Below are 8,163 nucleotides of genomic sequence, written 5' to 3' on the forward strand. Positions count from 1 at the left end.
ACGGCGACCGGGCCGTGCGGGCCCGCGCCGAGGACCGCCGTGCCCTCGCCGGCCGAGGCCCAGCGGGCCATCAGCGAGGCGGGCGTGGCCCGGGCCAGGCCCAGCTCGTCGAGGAGCCGGGACGACGGCGGCAGCGCGGCGGCCGCGGTCCGCCCGGACCCGGCGCCCGCGCCGGCACCGCCGGCCGGCTCCGTACGCAGCGGGGCGAGGGCGCGGCCGAAGCGCTCCGCCCAGGCCACGGACACCGCGTCGAGCATGCCGACCGTGCCGTGCCCGGCGACCCGGCCGCCGGACGTGCGGAGCAGTCGCAGCGCGGTCGCCACGTCACCGCTGAGCAGGGCGGCCGCCCCGCACTCGCGGAAGGCGAGCGAGGCCGCGCACGCCGTCTCGTACGTCGCCGCGACCGGGGAGACCGGGGAGGCGGCGGGCGCCTCGGCCAGACAGATCAGGTGGATGCCGGCGGCGGCGCCCGCTCCGGCGAGCCGCGCCGCCGTCTCGCGCAGTGCCGAGGAGCCCGGGTCGCCGTCGACGACCACGACCGTCACGGGCCCGTCGTGCCGCGCGGCGGCCTCGGCGACCTGCGCCCGGTCGGCGCTGGGCCAGCCGGGGCCGAGCGGGCCGTCGTCGAGGCGGCGGGTGAGTTCGGTGAAGCGGGCGTGGGCCTGGTCGCGGTCGTACGCGAGGAGCAGCCGGCAGTCCTGGCCGTGCGCGGGCCGCACGTGCGGCAGCCAGCCGAGCCAGGCCCAGGCGCGGCGCCGCTCCTCCAGGGGGCGGTTCCGGTCGGCGCTGACCAGCACGATCTCCAGGTCGCCGGGGGAGTGCAGGGCGGCGAGCTGGGCCACCACGGAGCGGGCGAGCCCGGCGAGCCGTGGCGCGGGCCCGGCCAGGCCCAGCGAACCGGCCTCGCGCAGCCCGACGGTGACGGGCACGCCGGACAGCTCGGCCCGGTCGGTCGTGCCGAGCCGGACCACGAGGGCCTCCGGATGGTCCGGGCCCCGCTCCCACAGCCGCGGGCCGGGGCCGAGCGCGGTGAGCAGCACGGCGGCCGGGTCCGGCCAGTTGTCCGGGGACGGGCCGGGGCCGGGCGCGGTCGCGGCGAAGGCGGGCACGGGCTCCACGCCGTACTCCGCCGCCTCCGGCTCCTCACGGCCGCCCGCGAGCCGGCGGGCCCAGGCGCCGAGGCCGCGCTTGCGGGTCTGCCGGGTCCGGCTGTGCGACTCGAGCTCGCCCTGCGGCCCCGCGGCCGGCTCCGCCGCGCGCGCGTGCCCCTCGGGACCCTCGGGGCCCTCGGGGTGCCGGCCGGCGTTCCGCAGGCCGTTTCCGCCGAAGGTCGGCTCCTCGGCCCTGGCGCCCGGCTCGTACGGCGGCGCGTAGGCGCCGGGGGCCGCGCCCGGATCCGTACGGCCGTCCATCGCGCTGTGCGTGGCACCGCTCGCGGCGAGGCTCACCCGCAGATGGCCCTCGCCGTCCGAGGCGGTGGCAAGGGTGTCGCCGTCGTGGGAGTTCGCGCCGGGGCCCGTCGTCAGGCGCAGCGCGGACTCGCCGACGCGCAGCACGGCGCCGGGCGGGAAGCGGACGGGACGCGGGCCGACGGGCGCGCCGTCGAGGGTGGTGCCGTTCGTGGAGCCCTGGTCGGTGACGGTGACGCGGCCGTCGTCGCCGACGGTCACCGTGCAGTGCGAGCGGGAGACGTCCGGGTCGTCCAGCGGAACGTCCGCGTCCACAGAACGGCCGATTCTGATCGCTCCGCCGTGCAGCAGATGGACGCCGCCGGCGTCCGGGCCCGCCACGACGTGCAGCCGGGCCGGGGCGCCCTCGCCGACGCGGTCGTCGGGCCCCGGCACCTGGAGGGAGAGCACGGCCCCGTCGACCAGCGGCGGCTCGCCGAGCAGACAGCGCCGGGTGTCGAGGCGCCGGCCGCCCGCGTACAGCACGATGCTCGCGGAGGAGGAGGCGTCCGGGCCGGCGACGGCGGTCGCGAGCGAGGAGGCCACGGCGGCCAGCTCGGTCCCCGCGGGGGCGGTGACGAGCACGTCGCAGGCGCGTCCGGCACCGTGGCCGGCGGCATGGCCGGCGTGCGGCGCGAGGACGGTCAGCCGGATCTGCATCGCCGTCAGCGGTCCCTTCTGCGCGGCGCGCCCGGCAGGGGAATCGCCCACTCGCTCCCCCTACCCGGCACGGACGCGTCGTCCGGTACAGGTCGGCACGGGTGCGGGGCTCCCGACCCGCACACGACGTGCTGGGTGCATCCTCGCACCTGCCACTGACAACCCGCCGCCGGGTCGTCCAGAAGTGATCTTGTTCGGTCGTCCGTGGCCGTGTCGCGGACGGGAATTCGCCTGGTTGCGTACGTCTCGTATCGCTTCCGGCAACCTTCGTCCGCCGCCGGGCGTCTTGTGAACGGACAGGTTCCGGATCCGTACGGGGTTCGCACCGGACGCGCAGACGCTCGGAATCGGCCGTCCCGGGGACAGTCGATGACTCGTTCGGCGGCACTAAAGTGGGTCGGACACCCGGACGGGTCACAGAACACACGGGAACCCCGGGAACCCTCCACACAACACCTCGGACACCCTCGGACCCCCGGTCCCGGGATCCAGGACCACGATCAGCAGGGAGCGCGTGACGTGCGGCCTATCGGCAGCAAGTACCTGCTCGAGGAGCCGCTCGGCCGCGGCGCCACGGGCACCGTCTGGCGAGCCCGCCAGCGCGAGACGGCCGGCGCGGAGGCCGCGGTCCCGGGCGAGCCCGGCGAGACCGTCGCGATCAAGGTCCTCAAGGAGGAGCTGGCGAACGACGCGGACATCGTGATGCGCTTCCTGCGCGAGCGGTCCGTGCTGCTCCGGCTCACCCACCCCAACATCGTGCGCACCCGCGACCTGGTCGTGGAGGGCGATGTCCTCGCCCTGGTCATGGACCTCGTCGAGGGCCCCGACCTGCACCGCTACATCCGCGAGAACGGTCCGCTCACCCCGGTCGCCGCCGCGCTGCTCACCGCGCAGATCGCCGACGCGCTCGCCGCCAGCCACGCCGACGGCGTCGTCCACCGCGACCTCAAGCCCGCGAACGTGCTGCTCGCCGAGCAGGCCGGCGCGATGCACCCGATGCTCACCGACTTCGGCATCGCGCGCCTCGCCGACTCCCCGGGCCTGACCCGCACCCACGAGTTCGTCGGCACGCCGGCGTACGTCGCGCCCGAGTCCGCCGAGGGCCGGCCGCAGACCTCCGCCGTCGACATCTACGGCGCGGGCATCCTCCTCTACGAGCTCGTCACCGGCCGCCCGCCGTTCGCCGGCGCCACGGCCCTGGAGGTCCTGCACCGCCACCTGAGCGAGGAGCCGCAGCGGCCCTCGACCGTGCCCGGCCCGCTGTGGACGGTGATAGAGCGCTGCCTGCGCAAGAACCCGGACGAGCGGCCCAGCGCCCAGAACCTCGCCCGCGGTCTGCGCACGGTCGCCGCCGGCATCGGCGTGCACGCCACCCCCGCCCAGATCGAGGCCGCCGACGGCGTCGGCGCGCTGCTCGCGCCCGACCCGGCACCGGCGCCGGTCCCGGGCACGGCGGGCGCCACCGACGTCGACCCGGCCGGTGCCACCCAGGTGCTGCCGAGCGGTTCCGCGGCCCCGGCGGGGTTCCCGCCGCCCCCGCAGTACGACCCGGCGGCCGCCACCAGCGTCATGCCGACGAGCGGCCCGGCGGGCGGCCCGCCCGGCGCCGCCGACCCGACCGCGGTCATGCCTCCCGTACCGCCCGCACCGCAGGATCCGCCGGGCGAGCAGCCGCACCCCTGGCAGACCCAGCTGCGCCAGGTCCGCGACCGCAACGAGCAGACGCAGGTCCAGTACCTGGACCCGGACGAGGACCCGCTGCGCCGCCGCCCCCAGCGCCGCCCGCAGCCCCAGCCGCCGCAGAGCCCGTACCCGCCGCAGCCGCAGCAGTACCAGCAGGGCCCGCCGCAGCCGTACCAGCAGCGGCCGCAGCATCCCCAGCCGTACGCCCAGCAGCCGCCGCAGCCGCAGCAGCCCCGGCAGTACGCCCCCCAGCCGCCGCAGCAGCAGTACCAGCCGCCGCAGCCGCCGCCCCAGGCGCCCGCGCCCGCCCCGGCGCCGCGCGAGCCGCGCCCGCCGCGGCAGCGCAGCGCCAACCCGATGCACATCCCGGGCCTGGGCTGCCTCAAGGGCTGCCTGTTCACGATCGTGCTCTTCGTGATCGCGGGCTGGCTGATCTGGGAGCTGACGCCGCTCCAGGACTGGGTCGCCCAGGGCAAGGGCTACTGGCAGGCGATCGGCGACGGGATCTCGTCGCTGTACGACTGGTTCACCTCGCTCGTGGACAGCGCGAAGAGCGCGACGGGCGGCGGCGGCACGGGCCAGTAACCGGCGGTAAGAGCCGACGAGGACCGCGTTCGGACCGGTAATCCTGTCGCTTTGTCGACTTCCGAGGGGTGATTTCCCCTCGGAAGTGCCGGTGGGCACGTTCGGACGCGTAACTTTTGACGCGAACCGCAGCCGCTGAGGGAGCAGTCTTGGCACGGAATATCGGCAGCCGCTACACGGCCCACCAGATCCTCGGGCGCGGCAGCGCCGGCACGGTGTGGCTCGGCGAGGGCCCCGAGGGCCCCGTCGCCATCAAGCTGCTGCGCGAGGACCTCGCCGCCGACCAGGAGCTCGTCGGCCGCTTCGTGCAGGAGCGCACCGCCCTGCTCGGGCTCGACCACCCGCACGTCGTCTCCGTCCGCGACCTCGTCGTCGACGGCAACGACCTCGCGCTCGTCATGGACCTGGTCCGCGGCACCGACCTGCGCACCCGCCTCGACCGCGAACGCCGGCTCGCCCCCGAGGCGGCCGTCGCGATCATCGCCGACGTCGCCGACGGCCTCGCCGCCGCGCACAAGGCCGGGGTCGTGCACCGGGACATCAAGCCGGAGAACATCCTGCTCGACATGGAGGGCCCGCTCGGCCCCGGCGGCGCCCACCCCGCCCTCCTCACCGACTTCGGCGTCGCCAAGCTGATCGACACCCCCGGCCGCACCAAGGCCACCCGGATCATCGGCACCCCCGACTACGTCGCCCCCGAGATCGTCGAGGGCCTGCCGCCGCGCGCCGCCGTCGACATCTACGCCCTCGCGACCGTCCTGTACGAGCTGCTCGCCGGCTTCACCCCGTTCGGCGGCGGCCACCCCGGCGCCGTACTGCGCCGCCACGTCACCGAGACGGTCGTCCCGCTGCCCGGCATCCCCGAGGAGCTGTGGCAGCTGATCGTCCAGTGCCTGGCCAAGGCCCCGGCCTCCCGGCTGCGCGCCTCCGAGCTGGCGACCCGGCTGCGGGACGTGCTGCCCACGCTCAAGGGCATCCCGCCGCTCGACGTGGACGAGCCGGACGCGGACCCGGCCGCGGAACCCTCGTACGAGGAGGACCCGTACGCGACCGGAGCGGGCGCGGCGGGCGCGGGCTCCGGCGAGAACGCCCCGCGCCGCGCCGCCGTGCCGCTCGTCCCGGGCGCCTCCACCGACTCCAACCGCGACACCCACACCTCCATGCGGGTCCCCGGCCCCGACGAGCTCTCCGGCGGCCCCCTCGGCACCGCCCGCGCCCCGCGCTCCGCGAGCGCCCGGCGGCCCGGCTCGGCCCGGCACAAGGCGGACGCGGTCCGCAAGCGCCGGATCACCTTGACCGTCGCCGCGGTCGTCCTCGCGGGCGCCCTGGGAGCGGGCGGCTACCTGGCGGTCGGGGGCGGCGAGGACGCGCCGCCGGCGCAGGACACGAAGCAGTCCACCACCCAGCCGTGAGTGCGGGGACCTGGTAATCGCGGGAAGCCGTTACGCTGGACGCGTGGCAGTCGTCGATGTATCCGAAGAGCTGAAGTCCCTCTCCTCGACCATGGGGTCGATCGAGGCCGTCCTGGACCTCGACAAGTTGAGGGCAGACATCGCCGTGCTCGAAGAGCAGGCCGCGGCCCCGTCCCTCTGGGACGACCCGGAGGCGGCGCAGAAGATCACGAGCAGGCTTTCGCACCTGCAGGCCGAGGTCCGCAAGGCCGAGGCGCTGCGCGGCCGCATCGACGACCTCGCGGTGCTGTTCGAGCTGGCCGAGGAGATGGACGACCCGGACACCCGGGCCGAGGCCGAGACCGAGCTCGTGGCCGTCCGCAAGGCGCTCGACGAGATGGAGGTCCGCACCCTCCTGTCCGGCGAGTACGACGAGCGCGAGGCCCTCGTCAACATTCGCGCCGAGGCCGGCGGCGTCGACGCCTCCGACTTCGCGGAGCGCCTGCAGCGCATGTACCTGCGCTGGGCCGAGCGCCACGGCTACTCCACGGAGATCTACGAGACCTCGTACGCGGAAGAGGCCGGCATCAAGTCGACCACCTTCGTCGTCAAGGCCCCGTACGCCTACGGCACCCTCTCCGTCGAGCAGGGCACCCACCGCCTGGTCCGCATCTCGCCCTTCGACAACCAGGGCCGCCGCCAGACCTCCTTCGCCGGCGTCGAGATCCTCCCGGTCGTCGAGTCGTCCGACCACGTCGAGATCGACGACTCGGACCTCCGCGTCGACGTCTACCGCGCCTCCGGCCCCGGCGGCCAGGGCGTCAACACGACCGACTCGGCGGTGCGCATCACGCACATCCCGACCGGCATCGTGGTCTCCTGCCAGAACGAGCGCTCCCAGATCCAGAACAAGGCGAGCGCCATGAACGTCCTCCAGGCCAAGCTCCTGGAGCGCCAGCGCCAGGAGGAGCGCGCCAAGATGGACGCGCTCAAGGGCGACGGCGGCAGCTCCTGGGGCAACCAGATGCGTTCGTACGTCCTCCACCCGTACCAGATGGTCAAGGACCTCCGCACGGAGTTCGAGGTCGGCAACCCGCAGTCCGTCCTGGACGGCGAGATCGACGGCTTCCTGGAGGCGGGCATCCGCTGGCGCAAGCAGCAGGAGCAGACGGCGTAGTCCGCAGCCCTCTTTCTCAAGGCGTACGCCGGGCCCCGCTCACCGCTGGTGAGCGGGGCCCGGCGCTTTGAGCGCCTTGCGCGCTGGTCGCCGGATTCGCGGGCGCAAGCGGTGGAGTGGCGATCCTGACGCTTTGTCGACATGGGAACTGGCGTGGCGGTGGCGGGAGTTCCGGGTTTACGTCACAGTTGCATCCCCGCATGGCGGGCAGAAGTGGATCTTTCGGTCATTGCGCGCGCAACGACCTTGACGTGCTCTTGGAAACTCGGAAGGGTGGCACGCGGCATGCGTGTTCCTGGGGCGTGTGCGGTCGGGGGCAGGTCCAGTGAACAACGGTGATCGCCCCCCGTGCCCCGGCCCCGGGCCGCTGCTCTACAGACGACATGAGCTACTGGGGGTAGCAGCCAGATGACGAAGAAGACGCGGATCCGCGTTGCGCGCATTGCGGCCGGCGCTGTGATCGCCGCCGGCGCGTCCCTGACGGCGGCCGGCGCCGCGCAGGCCGTTGGCGTCAGCATCAACCTCGGCACCGAGGTCGGTGGCGGGGGGCCGGGCGACTGCGAGATCGACCCGACGCTCTGCCCGACGACTCCGCCGACGACCGAGCCGACGACGCCGCCGACGACGGAGCCCACCACTCCGCCGACGACCGAGCCGACGACGCCGCCGACGACGGAGCCCACCACTCCGCCGACCACGGAGCCGACGACCCCGCCGACGACCGAGCCGACGACGCCGCCGACGACGGAGCCCACCACTCCGCCGACCGGCGAGCCGACGACGCCGCCGACCGGCGAGCCGACGCACCCGGGCAAGCCGTCGAAGCCCGGCAAGCCGGGTGGCGGCGACGACAACGGTGACGGTGGCGACGACAACGGCGCCGGTCCCGGCACCTGCACCGTCGACCTCGACGGCGCCGAGTGCGTCGACAACGGCGGCAACCAGAACGGCACCAACAACGCCGGTTCGCAGCCCGTCGAGCAGGGCAAGGCCAAGGAGGAGCTGGCCGAGACCGGTGCCGCCGAGACCTCGTTCCTGATCATCGGGGCGGCCACCATGATCGCCGGTGGCATCGGCTTCCGCTTCCTGCCGCGTCTCGTGACCGGTGGGCGCACCGCCGTCTGAGGTCGCTCAGTCACGCGTACGTGAGAACGGATACCTACCGACGAGCGGCCGCCGCACAGTGCTCTGCTCTTCGGGCCGGAGTTCGGGCCCTTCG

The 8,163-nt window shown here is 74.9% G+C and carries 5 protein-coding genes; 4 read left to right on the forward strand and 1 reads right to left on the reverse strand.

From position 1 onward, the window contains the following. A partial coding sequence (locus ACWEJX_RS36655; RefSeq protein ID WP_451611739.1) for an FHA domain-containing protein occupies positions 1-2,108 on the reverse strand: 2,108 nt, incomplete at its 3' end. Positions 2,109-2,627: 519 nt separating this feature from the next. On the opposite strand from ACWEJX_RS36655, the gene ACWEJX_RS36660 reads away from it, so the two are divergent. The 4 genes from ACWEJX_RS36660 (at position 2,628) to ACWEJX_RS36675 (ending at position 8,069) form a co-directional block, all read left to right on the forward strand. Next, positions 2,628-4,376: a serine/threonine-protein kinase gene (locus tag ACWEJX_RS36660; protein WP_451611735.1), complete on the forward strand. Its 1,749-nt coding sequence runs from the start codon at positions 2,628-2,630 to the stop codon at positions 4,374-4,376. Between the two features lie 149 nt (positions 4,377-4,525). Further along, positions 4,526-5,788 (forward strand): serine/threonine-protein kinase, encoded by a 1,263-nt coding sequence (locus tag ACWEJX_RS36665; protein WP_451611736.1) that lies wholly within the window; start codon positions 4,526-4,528, stop codon positions 5,786-5,788. A gap of 43 nt (positions 5,789-5,831) precedes the next feature. After that, complete coding sequence (gene prfB / locus ACWEJX_RS36670; protein WP_451611737.1) at positions 5,832-6,944, forward strand: peptide chain release factor 2; 1,113 nt, start codon at positions 5,832-5,834, stop codon at positions 6,942-6,944. A 408-nt stretch (positions 6,945-7,352) separates the two neighbouring features. Beyond that, positions 7,353-8,069, forward strand: a complete 717-nt coding sequence (locus ACWEJX_RS36675; protein WP_451611738.1) for an LPXTG cell wall anchor domain-containing protein — start codon at positions 7,353-7,355, stop codon at positions 8,067-8,069. Positions 8,070-8,163 lie beyond the last annotated feature (94 nt).

The organism is Streptomyces sp. NPDC004788 (assembly GCF_053601115.1).